At 70.6% G+C, this 17,700-nt stretch carries 15 protein-coding genes; 4 read left to right on the top strand and 11 right to left on the bottom strand.

Annotated elements, in window-relative coordinates:
• Positions 1-14 precede the first annotated feature (14 nt).
• Entirely contained in the window at positions 15-2,708 is a 2,694-nt protein-coding gene (gene ppc, locus C438_RS11280) for a phosphoenolpyruvate carboxylase (protein WP_004969526.1), read from the bottom strand.
• A 212-nt stretch (positions 2,709-2,920) separates the two neighbouring features.
• On the opposite strand from ppc, the gene C438_RS11285 reads away from it, so the two are divergent.
• Complete coding sequence (locus C438_RS11285; RefSeq protein ID WP_004969527.1) at positions 2,921-3,766, top strand: hypothetical protein; 846 nt, start codon at positions 2,921-2,923, stop codon at positions 3,764-3,766.
• Positions 3,767-4,010: 244 nt separating this feature from the next.
• Here C438_RS11285 and samp1 read toward each other — a convergent pair whose 3' ends face one another.
• Genes samp1 through C438_RS11300 form a run of 3 tightly spaced genes read right to left on the bottom strand, consistent with a single transcriptional unit; the run spans position 4,011 to position 6,966 of the window.
• The gene (samp1, locus tag C438_RS11290; RefSeq protein ID WP_004969528.1) at positions 4,011-4,274 is read right to left on the bottom strand and encodes a ubiquitin-like modifier protein SAMP1; all 264 of its coding nucleotides are present in this window, start codon (positions 4,272-4,274) and stop codon (positions 4,011-4,013) included.
• Positions 4,275-4,297: 23 nt separating this feature from the next.
• Positions 4,298-5,749, bottom strand: a complete 1,452-nt coding sequence (locus tag C438_RS11295) for a cation:proton antiporter regulatory subunit (protein WP_004969529.1) — start codon at positions 5,747-5,749, stop codon at positions 4,298-4,300.
• Complete coding sequence (locus C438_RS11300) at positions 5,749-6,966, bottom strand: potassium channel family protein (protein WP_004969530.1); 1,218 nt, start codon at positions 6,964-6,966, stop codon at positions 5,749-5,751. Before C438_RS11300 ends, C438_RS11295 begins: the two co-directional genes overlap by 1 nt.
• Positions 6,967-7,066: 100 nt before the next feature.
• On the opposite strand from C438_RS11300, the gene C438_RS11305 reads away from it, so the two are divergent.
• The gene (locus C438_RS11305; protein ID WP_004969531.1) at positions 7,067-8,326 is read left to right on the top strand and encodes an NAD-binding protein; all 1,260 of its coding nucleotides are present in this window, start codon (positions 7,067-7,069) and stop codon (positions 8,324-8,326) included.
• 89 nt (positions 8,327-8,415) lie between these two features.
• On the opposite strand, the gene C438_RS11310 is transcribed toward C438_RS11305, so the two are convergent.
• From C438_RS11310 to C438_RS11330, 5 genes are all read right to left on the bottom strand, one after another.
• Complete coding sequence (locus C438_RS11310; protein ID WP_004969532.1) at positions 8,416-9,846, bottom strand: HPP family protein; 1,431 nt, start codon at positions 9,844-9,846, stop codon at positions 8,416-8,418.
• 9 nt (positions 9,847-9,855) lie between these two features.
• Positions 9,856-10,584 carry a nucleoside phosphorylase gene (locus C438_RS11315; protein WP_004969533.1) on the bottom strand — a complete coding sequence of 243 codons (729 nt, stop codon included), beginning with the start codon at positions 10,582-10,584 and terminating at the stop codon, positions 9,856-9,858.
• 99 nt (positions 10,585-10,683) lie between these two features.
• Complete coding sequence (locus C438_RS11320) at positions 10,684-11,208, bottom strand: hypothetical protein (RefSeq protein ID WP_004969534.1); 525 nt, start codon at positions 11,206-11,208, stop codon at positions 10,684-10,686.
• Between the two features lie 69 nt (positions 11,209-11,277).
• Complete coding sequence (locus C438_RS11325; RefSeq protein ID WP_004969535.1) at positions 11,278-12,237, bottom strand: carbohydrate kinase family protein; 960 nt, start codon at positions 12,235-12,237, stop codon at positions 11,278-11,280.
• A gap of 146 nt (positions 12,238-12,383) precedes the next feature.
• Positions 12,384-13,193 (bottom strand): DUF63 family protein, encoded by an 810-nt coding sequence (locus C438_RS11330; protein ID WP_004969536.1) that lies wholly within the window; start codon positions 13,191-13,193, stop codon positions 12,384-12,386.
• A 66-nt stretch (positions 13,194-13,259) separates the two neighbouring features.
• Here C438_RS11330 and deoC point away from each other — a divergent pair, with 66 nt between their 5' ends.
• Together deoC and C438_RS11340 are read left to right on the top strand one after the other, a co-directional pair.
• Positions 13,260-13,898 carry a deoxyribose-phosphate aldolase gene (deoC, locus tag C438_RS11335; protein WP_004969537.1) on the top strand — a complete coding sequence of 213 codons (639 nt, stop codon included), beginning with the start codon at positions 13,260-13,262 and terminating at the stop codon, positions 13,896-13,898.
• A gap of 128 nt (positions 13,899-14,026) precedes the next feature.
• Positions 14,027-15,001: a sodium:calcium antiporter gene (locus C438_RS11340; RefSeq protein ID WP_004969538.1), complete on the top strand. Its 975-nt coding sequence runs from the start codon at positions 14,027-14,029 to the stop codon at positions 14,999-15,001.
• Positions 15,002-15,052: 51 nt separating this feature from the next.
• On the opposite strand, the gene C438_RS11345 is transcribed toward C438_RS11340, so the two are convergent.
• Both C438_RS11345 and C438_RS11350 read right to left on the bottom strand, forming a co-directional pair.
• Positions 15,053-16,276, bottom strand: a complete 1,224-nt coding sequence (locus C438_RS11345) for an outer membrane protein assembly factor BamB family protein (RefSeq protein WP_004969539.1) — start codon at positions 16,274-16,276, stop codon at positions 15,053-15,055.
• Positions 16,273-17,607, bottom strand: coding sequence for a PQQ-binding-like beta-propeller repeat protein (locus C438_RS11350; protein WP_239640675.1), 1,335 nt, complete (start codon positions 17,605-17,607; stop codon positions 16,273-16,275). Before C438_RS11350 ends, C438_RS11345 begins: the two co-directional genes overlap by 4 nt.
• Positions 17,608-17,700: the final 93 nt, after the last annotated feature.

Here is a 17,700-nt window from a genome sequence, read left to right on the forward strand (position 1 = left end):
GCGTCGTGTTCGCGTTATCCCGTGTTCTTCATCCCGGCGGCGATGCCTTTGACGGTGAGCCGCAGGGTCTGTTCTTCCTCGTCGGTCCGGTGGGTCTGCGACAGCAGGTGCGTCTGCAGTAGGTTCAGCGGGTCGACGTAGGGGTTGCGGCGGCGGAGGCTCTCTTCGAGCCACTCGCGCTTCAGGAGACTACTGCGCTCGCTGATGTCGAGCATCAGCCCCGCGGCGTCCTCGTACTCGTCGGTGAGGCGGGTGAAGAACTCCTCGCGGAGCTCCTCGTCGGCGAGGTTCGCGTACTCCGTGGCGATTTCGAGGTCGGTGCGCGCCAGCGCCATCGCGGCGTTGTCGAACGTGCTCCGGAAGAACGCCCACTCGTCGTACATCTCGCGGAGGTCGTCCATGTCGCCGCCGTCTTCGAGGAAGGCGTTGACGCCGGCGGCCAGCGAGTACCAGCCGGGGAGGATACACCGCGACTGGGTCCACGAGAACACCCACGGGATGGCTCGCAGGTCCTCGACGCTCCGCTCGTCGGACCGGGAGGCCGGCCGGGAGCCGAGGTTGAGCTCCTCGATGACGGTGATGGGCGTCGCCTGCTCGAAGTAGGAGACGAAGCCGTCGGATTCGAGGAGGTTCCGGTACTCCTCGCGCGCGGCGGCCGCCATGGTGTCCATGGCGTCGACCCAGCGGTCGGGCACCTCCTCTTCGGGCGTCCGAATCGCCTGCAGGCGGGCGCGAATCTGGGCGTTGAGCATCTGCTCGAGGTTCCGCTCCGCGATGCGCGGGTTGGCGTACTTCTCGGCGATGGCCTCGCCCTGCTCGGTGAACTTAATCTGCCCCGTGACGGTCTCGTTGGGGAGCGCGAGCATGGCCTCGTTCATCGGGCCGCCGCCGCGGGAGATGGAGCCGCCGCGGCCGTGGAACAGCCGCATCGTCACGTCGAAGTCGTCGCAGATGTCGGCGAGGCGGCGCTGGTTCTTGTAGAGGTCCCAGTTGGCCGCGAGGAAGCCGTTTTCCTTGTTGGAGTCGGAGTAGCCCAGCATGATCTCCTGGACGTCGTTCCGCGCGGCGAGCGCCTGCTCGTAGGCCTCGTTTTCGAACAGCGTGCCCATGATACGGCGCGCGCCGTTGAGCGCCGACTCGGTTTCGAGGAGCGGGACCACGTCGATGCCGCAGTGGTCGGGCATGGAGACGACGCCCGCCTGGTCGGCGAGGAACAGCACTTCGAGGACGTGCGACGGCTCTTCGGTCATCGAGATGCAGTAGGTGTCGATAGCGCCGACGCCGTACTCGCGCTGCCACTCGCCGAGCTTGCGGAAGCGGCGGAGGACGCGCTCGGCCGTCTCCGACACGTCGCCCGGCTCTTCGAGGTCGACGACCGGCTCGTCCTGCAGAATCGCGTCCGTGAGGAGTTCGACGCGCTCGTCCTCGGAGCTCCCGTAGTAGTCGAGGCCCTCGTGGGCCAGCGCCTCGTGGACGGCCTCGGTGTGGTTCTCCTGGTGGTCCCGGAGGTCGAGGCTGGCGAGGGTGAAGCCGAACGTGTCGACCTGTCGCATCAGGGGCTCGACGTACACGTCGGCGACCTGCGCCGCGCCGGTCCGGCGGAGGCTGGCGTCGATGACTTCGAGGTCGTCCATGAGTTCGCTCGCGTCGGCGTAGCCGTTCGGGCGGACGTCCTCGACGCGACGGAGCCGCTCGCGCATCAGCTTGAGCTTCTGGCGGTACGGCTCGTTGGGGTAGCGCTCGTCGGACTCCTCGGCGACGACGGGGAGGAGCTCGCGGTCGGCCTTCAGCGAGCGTTCGAGCTCGTGGCCCGGGTCGATTCGCGTCGCGTCCTGACTCAGCACACCGGAGAGACGCTTGAGCGAGTCGCTGTACTTTTCGAGGGCGACGCTCCGCTGGCGTTCGAGCGTGTCTTCGGTCACCTCGGGCGTGACGAAGGGGTTGCCGTCGCGGTCGGAGCCGGCCCACGAGCGGAACTCGAACAGCTTCGGCACGTCGAGGCCGGGGTACTCGGCGCGGAGCTCCTCTTCGAGTTCCTCGTACACCTCGCCGACCACGTCGAAAAGCGTGTTTTCGAGGTACCACTGGACGTTTCGGGCCTCGTCGGTCGGCTCCGGGCGGCGGTCGCGGACCTGCGAGGTCTGCCAGAGGCTCGTCACCTCGGCGACGACGTGCCGCCACTCCTGGTCGTGTTCGAGGTCGGTGAGGCGGCGCTCGTCGAGCGTCTCCAGCCGGTTGGCGATGGAGCGGAGCTTCGATTTCACCGTCTTCCGGCGGGCCTCGGTCGGGTGGGCCGTAAAGGTCGGCTCGATGAGCACGTCTTCGAGGACGCGTCCCAGAAGCTCCTCGTCGACCTCCTCGTCGTCCAGCGCGTCGAGCGTGTCGAGGATGCCGTCTTCGAGCGTCCCCTCTTGGGACGCCTCGCGGATGACGCGAACCCGCTCGCGCTCCTCGGCGAGGTTGATGAGTTCGAAGTAGGTAGTGAACGCGCGGGCGACGACGCTCTCGCGCTCCGGTTCGAGGTCGCCGACCACGTCGTAGAGTCGCTCGCGCGACCCGGACTCGCCTTTCCGGTAGGCGATGGCCGCCTGTCGAAGCTCTTCGACCGTCTCGAACGACGCCGTCGACGTCTGCGCTTCGAGCACGTCCCCGAGCAGTGCCCCCAGCTCGCGGACATCTTGCCGCACGTCTCTGGTGTGCAATCGCATCCTACTCGAATACGAGTACCACATTCTAAAAGGCCACGAGTAACGCCGAAAATTTGCCCGGAGATGGGTCCTAAACGAACGTTTCTAATGGTTCGTCCAGTTTCTTCGGCCGCGGGGTCGGCGGGCCGAACCCCTCGCGGGCGGCCGTTTCGTGGGGCGTACTAACACGGTTGATTCGTCACGCTTTTACTGACCGGGTCGAAGGTGGATGTATGAGCGATAGCGACAAGTACCCCGCCGATTCGGGTCGCCGTCGGTTCGTCAAGGGCGTCGTCGGGGGAGCGGCGCTCGCGGGCGTGGGAACGACAGGCGCGGCCGCCATCAACACCGCAACGTCGTCCACCGGGTCCGGCGGTGGGCCGACGCAGGCGTACGCCATCGAGAACACCGGCGGTCCCGCACCGCGCGGCATGCCGCAGATTCCGATCGAAATCGACGACGAGGGCTACATCAGAGGCGTCTGGCCCGAGGTCCAGACCGTCACCCAGAACGGTGTGGAAGTCGAACTCGCCATCAGCGAGGACTACCAGGGCACGGGCGTCACCTACTCGCAGGACTGGTTCCAGTACTGCGGTGTCCAGACCTACGACGGGCTGAACCCGACGTTCGAGTCGGACAACTACTTCCGCTCCGACAACGGGGCCTACGACTGGCAGTCCGAGACCTACAGCGCCGGCGACCGCCTGAACGTCAACGACTTCGACGAGTACGAGACGTGGGGCAACGGCATCGGGCAGGCCGGTCTCGGAATGCCCGCGACCGGGACGTGGCGCTCGCAGGACACCGAGGACACGATGCCGATTCAGGTGGTCCGCTCGACGCGCATCGAGGAGGCCGCACAGGACAACGAGTGGCTCGCCGCCTCGACGGACCAGGGCGTCATCGCGTGGCTCAACAAGTGTACGCACTTCTGCTGTGTCCCCGGCTACAAGCAGTCGGCCAGCTCCGCCACGTTCGGCGGCGAAGACGGCGTCTACTGTCAGTGTCACCAGTCCACCTACGACCCCTTCACCATCGTCGAGACGCTCTTTACGGCACTGCCGCGCCCGAGCGAGTAACCTCGCCTCGGCGCTCGCCTTCCCGCTTCGCGACCGACCGCGACGCGTCTCTCCGTTCTGTTCTCTCTCGCCTTTCTGTTCCGTTGCTCTCTCGTTCCGTCCCGCTGTTCTACTCCTCCCGTTCCATCCCGTCCTGTCGTACCCCGTTTCGCGTGCTGACAGACCGGCCGCTCTCGGGTCGTCCGTCAGCGTTCGAGAACCAATTACCGACCGGGCGACGTCGCTCCGGGGCGACGACCGCGCGCTAGCCGCCGCTGACCGGCGGGAACAGCGCGAGTTCGTCGCCGGCGGCCGTCGCCTCGCCGAGCGCGGCCGCCTCGCCGTTCCGGAGGACGTTGATGTGGTCGTACAGTTCGCCGTCGTCGCCGAACACCCGCGATTCGAGCGCCGGGTGCGCCCCGACGAGGGCGTCGAGCGCGTCGCCGACGGTCGCGTCGCCGTCGACGTCGACTCGAACGGTGCGCGCGCCCGTGACTTCCGCGAGGTCGGCGAACAGCTTCCACTCCATACTCCCGTCTCGTCGCCCGGCGCTCATGAGGATTGCGCCCCGGGCGACCGCGAGCCGTCGCCGTCGGAACCGCCGGCGTCGCCCCCGTCGGTGCGGCTCGTGTCGGTCGTCGCCCGGCGTTCGACCTTCCGGAGCACCTCCGGCCGACCGACGACGTAGAGCGTGTCACCGGCGGCCAGTTCGCGTCCCCGGCCGGGAATCGCGTCAACCGGGCGGTTCGACGACCGGATGGCGACGACCGTGGTGTCGACCTCCGAGACCGTCACGCCGTCGAGGTCGGCACCGGCCGCGACGGTCGTGACCGCCATCGTCTCGTCGGCGTTCCGCAGGAGCGACGCGAACTCGCGGTCGACGTGGGGGTCCGCGGGGAGCGTCACGAGCCGGTACTGCTCGCCGCTCGTCAGCCGGTCGGCGTCTTCAGCGTCGAGGGCGACGGTCGCCACGTCGTCGGCGACGCCGCGGAGTTCGCCGAAGGCGACGCGGGTCGGTGCGGTCGGCGCGTCGGTGCCGCCGTCGGACAGCGAGCCGGTGTCTGGCCCGCCGGCGGGCGTCTCGGTCGATTCGACGGCGTCGGTCGCCTCGGGCGGTTCAGATGCGTCCGCGGAGCCGCCGGCGGCCGGTTCGTCCCCCTCGTCGCCCGCGTCCGGTTTCGGAACCGACCAGACCTGCACGGGGTCGCCGGCGGCCGCGCCGGAGCCGGGGTCGCCCCGAATCGCGACCGCGACGGTGCCGGGCGCGAGCGTCGGCCCGAGGCCGGCCGCGCGACTGCCGAGCGCGAGATAGGACACCTCGCTCCCGCCGGCTTCGAACTCCACGTCGACGTGGCCGACGCCGTGGTCGTCCTTGATGCGCGTGGCGAGTCGGTCGCGGAGTTCGGCCTCGCTGAGCCGCCGGGGGAACAACAGCGTCTTCCCGCTCAGCTGGGTCTTGACGGTCTCCGCGACCGGGTCGTAGCCCTCGATGTCGCCGATGTCCTCGGGGAGCGTCACCGACGTGACGCGGCCGACGGTCCGGACGAGTCGGCTCACGTCGGCGTCGAGTTCCTTCGCGCCCGCGACGGCGAACACGTCGGTGGCGAGTCGGTCGCCGGCGACCCGGCCGACCGGCGCGATGAGCGCCCCGCCGGCGAGCGACCCGATGTTGAAAAGCACGGTGTCCAGTTGGAACACCTCGGTCTCGCTACCGGTGGTGAACGCGCCGAACAGGCCGATGGTGTTCAGGTAGAGCGCGACGACCGCGGCGCCGAACAGCACCGCCAGCGCCCGCGGGATTATCTCTCGGGTGTACCAGCGGTAGAGAAGCGAGGCAATCGCCGAGACGATGAACGCGCCGACGACGAGGCCGATGAGCCGGAGCACCTGCGGGACGAGCGCGTCGTCCGCGGCCGGAATCGACACCTGCCCGGCGGTCGCCGACTGCCCGACCGCCGCGAACAGGTCGGCGGCGGGGGCGGCGGAGGCGAGCGCGACCGACATCACGCCACCACCTCCTCGAAGCGGGTCAGGTCGCTTCTCGACCCGACCGCGTAGACGGTGTCGCCGGCGGAGACCTCTTGGTCGCCTCGCGGCGCAATCGTCCAGTTACCGCCGTGGCGGACCGCGAGGACGGCCACGCCGTAGGCGTCGCGGACGCCCACCTTTCCGAGCGTCACGCCGTCGAGCGGCCCGTCGGCCCCGACCGAGAGCCGCGAGAAGCGTTTGCCGGCCCGGCGGAGCAGGGAGACGAGTTCGAACTCCCGGCGGACGCCGCGGGAGGCGACGACGAACCGGTCCACGTCGCTCCCGAGGAGCGGTTCGACCTCGCCTCGGTCGACCGCGAGCGTGACGCGGCCCTCGCCGCCGACGGCCGTGGGGGCGCGCGGCGCGGCCTTCGGCGCGTCCGCGTCGTCCTCGTCGTCCTCGGGTTCGCTCAGGGCCTCGACGACCGATTCGACGCTGGCGACGGTCGCCGTGACGGTTTCGGTGCCGCCGTCGGTGACGACGACCACCTCGTCGCCCTGCGCGAGTCCCGTCGGCACGAGCGCCGTCACCGACACCGCGCGCTTGCCCGCCGGGAGGCGCTTCGAGAGGCCGCCGACCGGGGCCGCCGCGGTGACGGTGGCGCGGGCTCGCTCGTCGATTCTGACCTCGACGGCGGCGAGGTCGAACTCGTTCTGCAGGCGGTCGGCGAACCGCGATTCGAGCTCCACGAGCGGGATGTCGGCGGGGAACGTCCACTCGCCGTTTCGGATGCCGGTGCGGATGTCCAGCGGGACCGGCGGGTAGCCCTCGATGTCGCCGACCTCGCCGGTGACGGTGACGCTGACCTGCCCGCGGCCGCCGACGAGTTCGACCACGTCCGTCGACAGCGACCGCTCTGTGAGCTTTCGAAGCGACATCTTCCGCGGGATGTCGTTGGCGAAGGCGTCGCCGCGGTTGTGGGCGTACAACGCCCCCATCAGGACGACCAACAGCGCGACCGTCAGCCTGACCTGGTTGTCCGACTGCGTAATCGAGGGGTCGGCCAGCGCCATGAGACCGCCGCTCGCGCCAGCGATGGCGACGCTGAGGACGACGACGGCGAGGCCCGGGACGGTGACGCCGGTGACGTAGCGGAACCCGAAGCCGAGGAGCCACGCGACGGCGGCCGGCACGAGCCCCGTGAGGATGCCGAAGTACAGCCCGTAGACGACTTCGACGGGGAGTGAAGCCATGGGCCGGTACACTCGCCGACGGGATAAAGGCGTGACGACGCGCCCGTGACGGGCCGATACCCGACCGCTTTTGCCCTCTGACGCCAGAACTGGGAAAGACATGGCTTCCGTACGCGAGTGGGTCGGTGCCCGCGCGACCATCGGGACGGTGTTCGTCGCCGCCGTCCTCTCGGTCGCCATCGGCATCCTCAACATCAGCGTCCCGGTGAGCGGCGGCGTGCTGGCCGCGTACATCCCGGAGGCGGTCCGCATCACCGCCGGGTTCACCGGGACGCTGACGGGCTTTCTGCTCCTCGCGAGCGTCTTCGGGCTCCGCCGCCGCTACCGCGCCGCGTGGTACTCGGCCGCGATACTGCTCCCGGTGACGGCCGGGCAGGGGCTCGTCCAGTCGCCCGAGCGGGCGGCCCCGCTCGTCGGCCTCTCGCTTATCAGCCTCGCGCTCTTGGTGTTCAACTACAGGGCGTTCGACCGCGACCTCGACCTGACGGCGACACAGCTGTCGGCGCTCCTCGCCATCGCGGGGGCACAGACGTACACGACCGCCGGCGCGTGGGCGCTCAGAGAGCAGTTCAACGGCATCGAGACGCTGTTCGACGCGTTCTACTTCGGCGTCGTCACCGGGAGCACGGTCGGCTACGGCGACATCTACCCGCAGACCGCCATCGCCAGGCTGTTCGGGATATCGGCGCTCCTCATCACGGTGGCGACGTTCGCCGTGGCGCTCGGTGTCCTGCTCACGCCCGCAATCGAAGCGCGACTCACCAAGGCACTCGGACGCATGACCGAATCACAACTCGACATCCTGGAGAACCACATCCTCGTCCTCGGCTACGGGGAACTGACCGAACCGATTCTCGAAGAGCTCGGCGACCGCGCCCGCGTCGTCATCGTCACGCCCGACGAGGCCCGCGCCAAGCGCCTCACCGACCGCGGCTACGCCGTGGTCACGGACGACCCGAGCGACGAGGAGGCGCTCCAGCGGACCCGCGTCGACGCCGCCCGCTCCGTCGTCGTCGCCACCAACAACGACGCCGAAGACGCGCTGGCCATCCTGACGGCGCGACAGCTCAACCCCGACATCCACATCGTCGCGTCGGCGACCCAGCGGGAGAACGAGCGGAAACTGCGCCGCGCCGGAGCCAACACCGTCATCAGCCCGGCGGCGCTCGGCGGCCACTTCCTCGCCGAGTCCGCCGTCGGCGGGAGCGGCCTCGAAACCATCGAGGAGCGACTGCTCGACGAACAGCCCACCGACCCGCCTACCGACCCGCCCGCCGACGGAACGACCGAGGCTGACGGAACGACCGAGGCTGACGGGACGGGCGAGTCAGACGAATCCGAACCGGACGGTCGGAACTGACGAGGCCGGCGACCCCGGTCGCAAGCGCGAACTGACGCCGACGCCGACTGCTCCGCGTCGCTCCCCCTTCCCCTCCGCTTAGTGTCCGCTTAGTGCCCGCGGTCGAACACCGCCACGTCGCAGTCTATCTCGCGGATGCGCTCGAACGTCGGCGGCGCGATGAACCGCGAGGCGGGAGAGCGGTCGCCGCTGGAGCCGAGCACCACGAGGTCGTAGGTGGCGGCGTTGGAGGCGATGAAGCCGGTCACGTCGGCGCGGGCGACCCGCGTCTCGATGTTCCCGTCGGCCGTCTCGACCAAGTTGGCGAGCTTCGACTCCGCGGGGCGGCGCTCGACCTCCGAGGTGATGCAGGTCGTGACGCTCACGCTTCCCGTTTTCCCGGCGAGGCGGGTGGCGAAGTCTATCATCGCGTGGGCGGCGTCGCCCGGCCGCGAGACGAGCACGAGGATGCGCCGCCAGCGGTAGGTCTCGCCGGTCGAGCGGAACGCCACGGTGTCGTACGACCCGCCGAACAGCCCGCGGATGTAGTCCGAAAGCAGGCCGCGGTCCTCCTCGTAGGGCGTCACCACGAGGTCGGAGTTGGTGTTCGCCGCGGCCTCGGTGGTCGCCGTCAGCGGGTCGCCGCGCGCGACGGCGATTTCGACCGGGACGCCCAACTGGGTCCGCAGTTTGTGGGCGCAGGATTCGAGGCGCTCGACCGACGCGTCGGTCTCGGCGTCGAGGTCGGCGTCGGCCTCGCCCTCGGCGTCCGAGTTCGCGTCGCTCTCGTCGGCCGGCGTCGGCGGGAGCACGTCGAGGAGGACGACTTTCCCGGCGCTGTGGGCGGCGGCGAGTCGGGCGGCGAAAAAGGCCGTCTGGGTCGCCGTCTCGCCGCGCATCGGCACGAGGACGTGGTCGTCGCCGCGGACGGTTCCGTAGAGGTACTCCGCGCGGCGCTCGTAGAACTGCTCGCGCCAGACGGTGAAGGCGATAGCGATGACGAAGCTGGCGAAGAAGATGCTCACCACGTACTCCTCGGGGTTCACGTCGCCCGTCACGAGCGTCAACAGCGCCGTCGAAAACGCGGAGGGGGCCTCCACGTCCAGCGCCCACGTCGTGACCCCCGCGAGGAAGATGGCGAGCGCCGCCGCCGACGGGTGGACGACGGCGGTCCCGGTCGGGCCGTAGGCCCACCCGGCGAAGCCGACCGCGACGAGGCCGCAGAGCGCGCCGACCGTGAGGGCGACGACGAACTTCACGGGCGAGGCGTACCGCCCTTCGGGGTCCGAAAACAGCGTGTACGACCCCGACGCGAGCGGCGGGAACAGCAGGAACGACAGCGTGCTGACCGAGTTGGAGATGAGCGTCACCCCCGCGATGAGCACGGGGATGATGAGCAGAATCGAGAGGTGAAGCAGGTTGTTCGTGTTCTCTATCCAGCGGCCGAACGCCACCTTCTCGCGCCGCTCTATCCGGCGGATTCGGGTGCGAAGCGCCCCGATGCGTGCGACCGCTCTGGCCGCGAGGTGGCGGACGTCCACGGTGCTCGTCTACGCGAGGTCGGCGACCGCGTCGAGCGTGATGGAGATGGCGCGCTCGACGTTGTTCTTCGCCTTCTCGGGGAGTTCCTCGTCGGAGTCGGCTCCCTTCTGGGTGCCGGCGACGAGGTTGCCGTCGACCGTGCAGATAGCGCCGGCGCGGAGCCCTCGGCGGCGGGCGAGCGAGAACACCGTCGCGGCCTCCATCTCGATGGCGAGCAGGCCGGCGGCGTTCCAGTCTTCGACGTACTCGTCGGACTCGTTGTAGAACGCGTCGTCGGAGACGATGGGGCCGACGTGGACGTCTTCGTCGTTGGCCTCGGCCGACTCGACGAGCGAGGTGAGAACCTCGTAGTCGGGGACGGCCGGGTACACCTCGGACTCGTAGCGCTTCGAGGTTCCCTCCTCCTTGGCCGCGCCCGTGGCGACTATCATGTCGCCGATTTCGATGTCCGCCTGGAGCGCGCCGATGGTGCCGACGCGGATGAACGTCTCCACGCCGACGCGGGCGAGCTCCTCGATGGCGATGGCGGCCGAGGGACAGCCGATGCCGGTCGAGGAGATGGTGAGCGGGACGCCCTCGTACTCGGCGTTGACGACCTTGTACTCGCGGTTCTGCGCGACTTCCTCGACGTTCTCGCACTGCTTTGCGATGCGGTCGACGCGCCCGGGGTCGCCCGGGATGAGCGCGATGTCGTTCACGTCGCCTTCTTCGACGAGGAGGTGGGGCTGTTTCGCCATGTACCGACCCACTCGGGTCGCGGGCAAAAACGACGCGGTTCGACCGGGGTGGGGGCAACTCGGTCGACCGGTCGACTGTCCAGCCGACCTGCGCTGGCGTCACGCGACTCCGGTGAAGACCACCGGCGCGAGGACAAGAAGCGTCGCGCCGAAGACGAGCGAGGAGCGGAGCCACTGCCCGCGGACCGCCGTCGCGCGCTCCTCGTAGATGCGCCGGCCGGCGCGCGGGAGGACGAACCGGGCGAACGCGACGTAGATGAACGCCACGACGACCGCGGTCGCGACGAGGTGCGAGGGGAGGTCGACGCCGGCGACGCCGAGGTCCGGCGCGACGGCGTCGGTCGCGAGGTAGACGACCGCGTAGAGGACGCCCGCGAGCCCGCCGGCGGCGTGGTGGGCGACGTTCGCGTCGGCGAAGCTCACCTCGTCGGGCGTCGTCCGGCGGACGACCGCCGCGGCGACGTACGCCGGGGTGAAGCCGTCGTCCTGTCGCCACATCGGGATGGCCATCACGACCGCGGCCGCGACGCCGACGACCGCGCCGAGGAGCAGTCGCCCGGCGACCGCGCCGAGGCTCGACGCGGCGTCGAGGGCGGCGACGGCGGCCGGGAGGAGGTCCAACATCGTCCCGACGAATGGCTGGTGAGGATAAAACTGGTCGGGTCGTCGCCGAGCGGCGTGGCGGGCGGCGGCTCAGCCCTCGACGAGGTCGTCCAGCCGCCGCCAACTGAGTCGCGTCCGCGCGCCGGGTTCGGCCGCGGTGAGCGCGCCGCAGGCGTTAGCGACCGCCAGCGCCCGCTCGTAGGTGGCCCCGTCGAGGCGGGCCGCGATGAACCCCGAGGCGAAGGCGTCGCCCGCGCCGGTCGTGTCCACCGCGTCGATGGGGTAGCCGGGGTGGACGTGTCGCTCGTCGCCGTCTCTGACCTCCGCGCCGCGCGGGCCGTGTTTGAGGACGAGCGTCGTCCGCGCGAGCGCCTCGGCCACGTCGGAGGTGGGTTCGGGTTCGGGTTCGGATTCGGGTTCGGGTCCGGGTTTGGTGTCGGCGTCGGCGCTCCGGCCGCGTTCGACCGCCGCCTCGCCGAGCGCGGTGGCGGCCTCGCGGTCGTTGAGAAAGACGTAGTCAACCTCGCGGAGCGCGTCGGCGTAGCCGCGGTCGCCGACGCGTCGCCCGGGGTCGAAGCTGACCGTCGTTTCGACCTCGTGCGCCCGTTTGGCGAGCGTCGCGGCCGTCTCGGGCGACTGGCTCGTCAGGTGGAGGTGGTCGGCCGACGCGAGCGGGTCGGTCGGGAGGTCGGTCGCCTCGAACGCCTCGTTGACGCCGGGCGAGCCGAGGACGAACACCTCGCCCGCGGCGTCGACGACGATGTACTTGACCGTGGTCGGGCCGCGGTCGACGCTGACGACGTGGCGGCAGTCGACGCCCTTCGAGGCGAGTTCGGCGACGGCGGCGTGGCCGTGTTCGTCGTCGCCGACGCTTCCGAGGAGCGCGGCGGGCACGTCGAGGCCGACGAGGCCGCTGGCGACGTTGGCGGCGCTCCCGCCGCCAGCGCCGACCCGCGACTCGACGGTCGCCTCGCCGTCCGGCTCCGGCAGGGCGTCCACGCGGAGGGTAACGTCCCAGTTCACGTGGCCGGCGCAGATGACACGGGACATGCGTCCGCGTAGGTCGGTTCGCCTGTGGGATAACTCCCTCGGGTCGGGCGACTACGGAGCGCGGAGAAAAAGCGAGGACGCGGGGCGCGGTCGCGCCCCGAATCGAACCGAATCGAATCGGAACCGACCCGGAAGCGAACCGGACCTCAGCCGGCGATGGCGAACAACAGGAGGTTGTGGACGCCGGGACCGAGGCCGACGGCGGCGACGAGGCCCAACAGGAGCGACCCCTCGGTCGGGTCCTCGCGGACGTAGTCGGCGAGGAGGGCGACCACGAAGCCGGCGACGGCGAGTTTCACGAGGACGAACAGCCAGCCGACGCCGAGGGCCTCGGCGGTCGGGAGCGCCGCGGCGGCGTCGAGGATGACCCGCGACAGCGGCGTCCGCTCGCCGAACCCGAGCACGTCGACGCCGACGGCGGTCGACAGCGCGTCGAGGGCGTGCCCGAAGATTGCGAGGAGGCCGAGCGACCCCGCGGCGGCCGCCTCGGGCGCGAGTCGCGTCACGACCCGCCACGTCAGCGGGCTGACGACGAGCGCCGCGACGAGCGCGACGCCGGGCCAGACGACCGAGAGCGTCCCGGCGGCGAGGCCGATAAAGAGCGCGAAGCCGGCGAGGCCGAAGGCGACGAGCAGACCGGGAGCCGCGAGCGTCGTCGGCGAGTCGAGGTCGGCGGCGTCGAGCGCGAGCCACGACGCGCCGGCGACGACGGCCACGGAGAGGTAGACCGCGGGCGTGCCGGCGAGCGGTTCGACCGCGGGCGGGAGCGCGTCGACGACGTAGAGCACGTGGAGCGCCGACCCCGCCACCATCCACGGGACGAGCGCGAGGACGTGCGCGGGCGTGACCGTCGGGCGCGTGCGAGTCAGTCCGACGCCGACGCCGACGAGTCCCGCGACGAGGGCGACGAGGTAGGGAAGCGGCGGGAGCGCGAACCCCTCGGGGAGGATGGCCATGCAGGAGGCGCGGCGGGGCGGCGTGAAAGCCTTACGTTCTTTAGCCTCGGGTCGCCTCCACCGGGTATGAACCGAGCCGACCTCGCCGCCCGCATCGACCACACGGTCCTCGGACCCGAGACGACGATGGCCGACGTGGAGGCCGTCCTCGACGACGCCGACGAGTGGGGGCTGAACGCCTGCATCCCGCCGTGCTACGTCGCCGAGGCGAGCGAGTACGCCCCGGACGTGTTGCTGGCGACGGTCGTCGGCTTCCCCCACGGCCAGCACACGACGACGGCCAAGCGCGAGGAGGCCGTCGACGCGTGGCAGGCCGGCGCGGACGAACTGGACATGGTCATCAACGTCGGTCGGCTCAAGGCCGGCGAAGACGAGCTCGTGACCGAGGACATCTCCGAGGTCGTCGCGGCCGTCCCGATTCCGGTGAAAGTCATCATCGAGACGGCGCTTCTCACCGAGGAGGAGAAACACCGCGCCTGCGAGGCGGCCGTTGAGGCCGACGCCGCCTTCGTCAAGACCTCCACCGGGTTCGCCGACGGCGGCGCGACGGTCGAGGACGTGGCGCTCATGGCCGAGTACCTGCCCGTCAAGGCGTCCGGCGGCGTCGGCTCGTACGACGAGGCGGTCGCCATGTTCGAGGCCGGCGCGGAGCGCATCGGCGCGTCGTCCGGCGTCGACATCGTCTCCGGCGCGCCCGAGAAGTAGGTCCGTAGTCAAGCGGTCTCGCGGTCTCGCGGTCTCGCGGTCTCGCGGTCTCGCGGTTTCGTGGTCACCGATATCTCCCGAGCGTCGCGCGCCCAACATTGATTAGCCGACTCCCGAGAACCCACACCATGCTCCGAGGCGGACAGGCCGTTCAAATCGTCGTGATTCTCGTGTCAGTGCTTGGGCTCTGGGTCGGCGCGCGGCTGTTGGTCGACGCCGCCGTCCGGTCGGCTCGGAGATTCGGGCTCTCGGAGCTCACCATCGGACTGACAATCGTCGCGGCGGGGACGTCGACGCCGGAGCTCTCGGTCGCGGTCGACGCCGCGTACAAGGGGCTGGGCGATATCGCGGTCGCCAACGTCCTCGGCTCGAACATCTACAACCTGGCGTTCGTGCTGGGCGTCATCTCGCTGGTCCGGGTGATTCCGGTCGCGGAGTCGCTCGTCTCCCGCGACGGCGTCGCCCTGCTGGCGAGCACGCTCCTCGGCGGAGTGGTCCTGTTCGACCTCCGGGTCACGAGGCTCGAAGGGGTCCTCTTAGTCGGGGCGTTCGTCGCCTACACGGCGTACTTGCTTCGGAGTTCTCAGACGGAGACGAACGGAACTGACGACCAGTCGCTCGGCGACGGCGGCGTGACCCGCTCGATAACCGAACGAATCGACTTCCCCGGACGGGACGCCGTGTTCCTCGCGGGCGGGTTGGCGCTGGTGTTGGTGAGCGGCGACTACATGGTGCTCGCCGCCTCGGAGTTGGCCCGCGGTGCCGGCGTCTCCGAGTGGGTCATCGGCGGGACAATCGTCGCGGCGGGCACCTCGACCCCGGAGTTCGCCGTCTCGCTCGTCGCGCTCCGACGGCGGAGTCTCGGGGTCTCCGTGGGCAACGTCGTCGGGAGCAACATCCTCAACATCACCGGCATCGTCGGCGTCGCGGCGGTCGCTCGCCCGCTCGCGGTGAGCGCCTCGGCGCTCGGGACGCTCGCGTGGCTGGTCGCGGTCACCCTCCTGATTGTCGCCGCGCTCTGGACCGGGAGAGTCCTCTCCCGTTTGGAAGGTGCCTTCTTCGCGACCTCCGAGGTCACGCGGTGGATACTGGGGCTCATCTGAGGCTCGCAGTCTCCCGAGACGGTCCTGTCGAGCGCCCCCTAAATCGCTCTCCTACTCGGCCCGCAACGCCACGAGCCGTCGCGCCCCGTCGTCGCCCCCCGACTCGACGACGAACAGCGCGTCGTGGGCGGGCGTCGGCCCGGTCAACGCGCGTCCCGAGAGGTCGTATCGCCAGCGCGCGGCCCCGACGCGAGTGTCGTCGAGGCCGACACCCCCTCCGGCGTCGTAGGCGACGACCGCGCCGCCGCTCTTGCTCGTGTCCGAGACGAAGACGGTGTCGCCGGCACCGGCGGGCGGGGCGAAGAAGTCGTCGCCGGCCGCCCACGCCGGGGAGCCGGCGCGCCTGTCGAAGGCGTCGAGACCGGTTCCGTCGGTCGAAAAGACGCGCCGGGGGCCGACGACGAGCGAGCCGTGCGGCGAGGGCTCCTCGCGGTGCCAGTCCACGGCACCGGCGCGGAGGCCGCCTCTGAGGCGGGCGACGCCCGCGCCGAAGAAGCCCGCGAACACGTCGTTCGACTCGGCGATTGCGAGCGCCTGCACGCCGCCGGGGAGCTTGGTTCGCCACCGCCCGGTCGCGCCGCGCTCGACGCCCTCGTCTTGGAACGTGAGTACCTCACCACCCTCCGTGCCCGCGACGACGGTGTCGTACCTGGCCGCGAGGGACCGAACCGGGCCGAACACTTCCTCGCGCCACTCGACGGCACCGTCGCTGGCGCGAATGCGGTAGAGGTTCCCCGCGGTGTCGGAGGCGTAGAGGCGGTCGCGGTCCGGTTCGGGTCGGACGACGGGTGCCCAGACGCTCGACTCGGTCGGCGCGTGCCACGCTTCTTCGCCGTCGTGGGTGTACGCGAGCACGCCGGTTCTGGCCCCGACGTGGCCGACGTAGACGCGCTCCGAATCGACCGTCACCGACGAGCGGAACCCGCTCTGAGGGTCGCTTTCGACCGACCATCGCTCGGTGCCGTCGGCGACCGAGAACGCCCGGAGGCGCTCGCTGGTGGCGAGGTACACCGTCTCGTCGAACACGACCGGGCGCGCCAGTTCGAGGCCGTTCACGTCGATGCCCCACGACTCGCTCGGCTTCGACGCCGGGCCGGTCGCGCGGGGGTTGTAGCCCGCCCCCTCCGGCGAGAAGTAGGGGTGTGGCCAGTCGGCGCGGCCGTCGCCCGTGGAACCTTCGTCGCCGCCGACACAGCTCGCGAGACCGGCGACTGCGCCGGCTCCGAGGGCTCCGAGGAACGTTCGTCTCGATAGGTCCGCGTCGGGTCGCGTCACGATTCCGACCCTCCAGCGTCCGCGGCTGTCCCCGCGGTCGCGGTCGTGCCCGCACTAGATGAATCGGCGGCGTCGCCGACGACAGTCAGGCTGAACAGGCCGTCGTCGCGGACGACCGGGCAGAACACCCGGCGGTCGGTCGCGGCGAGCGAGTGGCCGACGTTGCGGCCGAGCGACATCGACCAGCGCTCGCGGTCGCCGAAGGGGCCGCCGCCGTCGGTTCGGTTCAGGGCGACGAGTTCGCCGTGTCCCGTGCCGACGTAGACCGCGTCGCCGACGACGCTCGCGGCGGAGACAGTCTCTCGCGGGTCGTACGTCCAGCGCACCTCGCCGGTCGCGCTGTCGAGCGCCCGGAGCGACCCGCGGGCGGCGTAGAGGCGCTCGCCGTCGAACGCGAGTCGCTCGTGGACGCCGCGGTCGTCCTCCCAGACCACGTCGCCGTTCCGCCGGTCGAGCGCCGCGATGCGGTCCCAGCCCGCGATGTACACTCGCTCGTCGCCGACGACCGGCGCGACGGTCTCGACCGTCTCGGTCGGGACCTGCCAGAAGGCACTGCCATCAGTTCCGAGGCAGTAGAGGCGCTGTCCCTCGGTGACGACGAACACCGAGTGGAGGTTGACCGCGAGGGGACGCCGGACCGCGCCGAACAGCGACCGCGTCCATTTGACCTCGGCGGCGTCGATGTCGACCGCGCAGACGCGCTCGTCGTCGAGGCCGAGAAACAGCGTCTCGCGGTCGTTGGAGAACGCCGGCGGCGTCCGCGGGCGACCGGGGAGCTCGATGGTCCGGAACTCCCGACCGGTGCGGGCGCGGTAGAGCGCGAGCCGGTTCGGGCCGTGGACCGTCACACCGAGCGAGTAGACGACGCCGTCGAGGACGACCGGCGCGGTCCACCTCTCGCCCTGTGCGGTCCACAGCTCCTCGCCGGCGACCGGGTCGAGCGCCCGCATCGGGTCGCCGGGCGTGTAGCCCACCCCGCCGGCGGCGACGGGCTCGGTGGAGTCCATCCCGAAGTCGGGTTCGTACTCGATAGTCGGCTCGGCGATGGCGGTGCCTTCGCGGAGAAACGCGGTGTTGGCGTCGTCGTGGGCGTAAGTCGGCCAGCCGCGGTCGAAGCGGACTCCCTCGGGGAAGTCGTCGTCTGTCTGTCCCTCGCCGCCGCCGAGGCATCCGGCGAGGCCGGCGACCGCGCCCGCCCCGAGCAGGCGAAGCGCGCCGCGGCGGGTGCTGGTGCTGGTGCTGTTGGTGCCAGCGGCGGGCGAAGCGACGCTGTCGGTCGCGGTCGAGCCGCGGGCGGAGGGCGAATCGGGAGGGTTCCTGCGAGAACGCATCGACCACAACTGCACAACACCGTGACAAGTAACTTTTCGCCGGAGGCGGCGACGAGGGCGCGAAAGCGAGGGAAAAGCGGAAGGAAGCGAACG

It is taken from the genome of Haloferax denitrificans ATCC 35960 (assembly GCF_000337795.1).
GTDB lineage: Archaea > Halobacteriota > Halobacteria > Halobacteriales > Haloferacaceae > Haloferax > Haloferax denitrificans.

Bases quoted from the DNA above. Each gene is read 5' to 3' on its own strand.
- ppc (WP_004969526.1), bottom strand. From the start codon at position 2,708: ATGCGATTGCACACCAGAGACGTGCGGCAAGATGTCCGCGAGCTGGGG.
- C438_RS11285 (WP_004969527.1), top strand. From the start codon at position 2,921: ATGAGCGATAGCGACAAGTACCCCGCCGATTCGGGTCGCCGTCGGTTC.
- samp1 (WP_004969528.1), bottom strand. From the start codon at position 4,274: ATGGAGTGGAAGCTGTTCGCCGACCTCGCGGAAGTCACGGGCGCGCGC.
- C438_RS11295 (WP_004969529.1), bottom strand. From the start codon at position 5,749: ATGTCGGTCGCGCTCGCCTCCGCCGCCCCCGCCGCCGACCTGTTCGCG.
- C438_RS11300 (WP_004969530.1), bottom strand. From the start codon at position 6,966: ATGGCTTCACTCCCCGTCGAAGTCGTCTACGGGCTGTACTTCGGCATC.
- C438_RS11305 (WP_004969531.1), top strand. From the start codon at position 7,067: ATGGCTTCCGTACGCGAGTGGGTCGGTGCCCGCGCGACCATCGGGACG.
- C438_RS11315 (WP_004969533.1), bottom strand. From the start codon at position 10,584: ATGGCGAAACAGCCCCACCTCCTCGTCGAAGAAGGCGACGTGAACGAC.
- C438_RS11320 (WP_004969534.1), bottom strand. From the start codon at position 11,208: ATGTTGGACCTCCTCCCGGCCGCCGTCGCCGCCCTCGACGCCGCGTCG.
- C438_RS11325 (WP_004969535.1), bottom strand. From the start codon at position 12,237: ATGTCCCGTGTCATCTGCGCCGGCCACGTGAACTGGGACGTTACCCTC.
- C438_RS11330 (WP_004969536.1), bottom strand. From the start codon at position 13,193: ATGGCCATCCTCCCCGAGGGGTTCGCGCTCCCGCCGCTTCCCTACCTC.
- deoC (WP_004969537.1), top strand. From the start codon at position 13,260: ATGAACCGAGCCGACCTCGCCGCCCGCATCGACCACACGGTCCTCGGA.
- C438_RS11340 (WP_004969538.1), top strand. From the start codon at position 14,027: ATGCTCCGAGGCGGACAGGCCGTTCAAATCGTCGTGATTCTCGTGTCA.
- C438_RS11350 (WP_239640675.1), bottom strand. From the start codon at position 17,607: ATGCGTTCTCGCAGGAACCCTCCCGATTCGCCCTCCGCCCGCGGCTCG.